This is a genomic window from Streptomyces sp. NPDC001920 (assembly GCF_053594495.1).
This window is the reverse complement of sequence record NZ_JBSFEP010000053.1, coordinates 1-1,917: the sequence shown is the minus strand read 5'-3', so window position 1 is coordinate 1,917 and position 1,917 is coordinate 1. Positions and strand designations below refer to the sequence as shown.

3 protein-coding genes are annotated in these 1,917 nt (G+C 69.1%); 1 reads left to right on the top strand and 2 read right to left on the bottom strand.

All coding sequences use genetic code 11. The features are described 5' to 3' along the window. Positions 1 to 8: 8 nt before the first annotated feature. Positions 9 to 494 (bottom strand): carboxymuconolactone decarboxylase family protein, encoded by a 486-nt coding sequence (locus ACWCPI_RS38885; protein ID WP_451042668.1) that lies wholly within the window; start codon positions 492 to 494, stop codon positions 9 to 11. A gap of 181 nt (positions 495 to 675) precedes the next feature. Here ACWCPI_RS38885 and ACWCPI_RS38880 point away from each other — a divergent pair, with 181 nt between their 5' ends. Then, positions 676 to 1,578: an RNA polymerase sigma-70 factor gene (locus ACWCPI_RS38880; protein WP_451042667.1), complete on the top strand. Its 903-nt coding sequence runs from the start codon at positions 676 to 678 to the stop codon at positions 1,576 to 1,578. Positions 1,579 to 1,678: 100 nt separating this feature from the next. On the opposite strand, the gene ACWCPI_RS38875 is transcribed toward ACWCPI_RS38880, so the two are convergent. Next, on the bottom strand, positions 1,679 to 1,834 hold the full coding sequence (locus tag ACWCPI_RS38875; protein WP_451042669.1) for a transposase: 156 nt from the start codon (positions 1,832 to 1,834) through the stop codon (positions 1,679 to 1,681). Positions 1,835 to 1,917: the final 83 nt, after the last annotated feature.

The window sequence follows — 1,917 nt, the reverse complement described above, 5'->3', positions numbered from 1 at the left end:
TCGGTGCGTCAACCGGCGACGGTGGTCAGGTTGCCGGGCACGTAGGATCCACCCTGGTTGTTGAGGATCACGCCGAGCCGGTTGGTCGCGTTGATCATGGCGACGAGGGAGACGAGAGCGATAGCCTGCTCCTCGCCGTAGTGCTTGCGCACCTGGGCCCAGGTCTCGTCAGTGACCCCTCCATGTCCGTCGATGATGCGGGTGCCCTCCTCGGTGAGGGCCAGCGCGGCCCGTTCGGCGTCGGTGAACACCGTGGAGTGCCGCCAGGTGGCGACGAGGCTGAGCCGAGCCGCGTCCTCGCCGGCCGCGGCGGCGTCCTTGCTGTGGATGTCGACGCAGAAGCCGCACCCATTGATCTGGCTGGCTCGCAGCTGGACCAATCCCTGGGTGGATTTGGGCAGCGGCGACTCCTGGATGACCTGGCTGACGGCGTAGATCCGCTTCCCGACCTTCGTGCCGAGCTCGGTGTCGAAGAGGTTCATACGGGTTTCCATGGGGGCTTCCTCACTCGCGGAATCGTGTGGCTGATGCCCATGAGGCGCCGGGGGCCGCGCTCCTGTGACACGGGGCGGATGTGATGTGGGCCACGGGGTGCGACTGTCACAGAACTGGGGCCAACGGCGTCCCGTGTACGACACGCACCATACGTAGCGCGACAGAAACCGGGAGCTGACGATGGCGGACAGGGATGCCGGTACCGATGCGGGGGCGGCCACGACCACGGCCACGGACACCTTCGTCGCCCACCGCAATCTGCTGTTCACGGTGGCCTACGAGATGCTGGGCTCGGCGGCCGACGCCGAGGACGTCCTCCAGGAGACGTGGCTGCGCTGGTCGGGCGTCGAGCACACCACCGTCCGCGACCCACGCGCCTTCCTGGTCCGCATCACCACCCGCCAGTCCCTGACCCGCCTTCGCACACTCCGCCGCCGCAAGGAGTCCTACGTCGGCCCGTGGCTGCCCGAGCCGCTGCTCACCGCGCCTGACGTGGCCGAGGACGTCGAGCTCGCGGACAGCGTCTCCATGGCGATGCTCCTCGTGCTGGAGACCCTCACGCCGACCGAGCGTGCCGTGTTCGTGCTGCGGGACGTCTTCGACCTGGACTACGACGAGATCGCGCAGGCCGTCGACAAGACCCCGCCCACCGTCCGCCAGATCGCGCACCGCGCCCGCACCCACGTCGCCGCGCGCCGCCCTCGCGAGAGGGTCTCCCCGTCCCAGACCCGCGACGCGCTCGCGGCCTTCCAGCAAGCGGTGGAAACAGGTGACCTGACCCAGCTCCTCAACATGATCGCCCCGGACGTCGTCCTCCTGACGGACGGCGGCGGAGTCGTCCGGGCCGCCGTGGAACCGGTGGTGGGCGTGGCCGACGTGATCGAGGTCCTGGCCAGGCTCAGCGGCGCCTTGCTGCAACCGACCCTGGTGAACGGCCACCCGGCCCTGATCATCCGCCGCGACGCCCGGATCGACACGATCGTGGCCCTCCGCCTAGACGCCGGCCTCATCACCGGCCTCTACGCCGTCCGCAATCCAGAGAAGCTGTCACGCATGAACCGCGAGACCGCGATGGGCCGCTGACGCGGAGACAGACCACCGCCTGGGCCGGCGCCGCAACGGGCGTGTCACCGCGGGAACCGGAGGTCCGGTGCGGTCCGTTGGTACGCACATGGGAACAGCATCAGCCTGTCCGCGTCGCGGCCTGCAGCGCGGTCAGGATCCGCTTCCCCATGCCATCCCGCTGCCAGCGACGGAACAGGTCGTACACCCGGGGCCACGGACCGTACCGCTTGGGCACGTCCCGCCACAGCACACCCGCCTGCGTGCGGAACCGTATCCCGTCGATCAGGTCCTACAACTACCAGCCGCCCAGGAAGTGATGACCTCCGGGCCAGCCTTGCTTGTCGGCAAACGATCGTT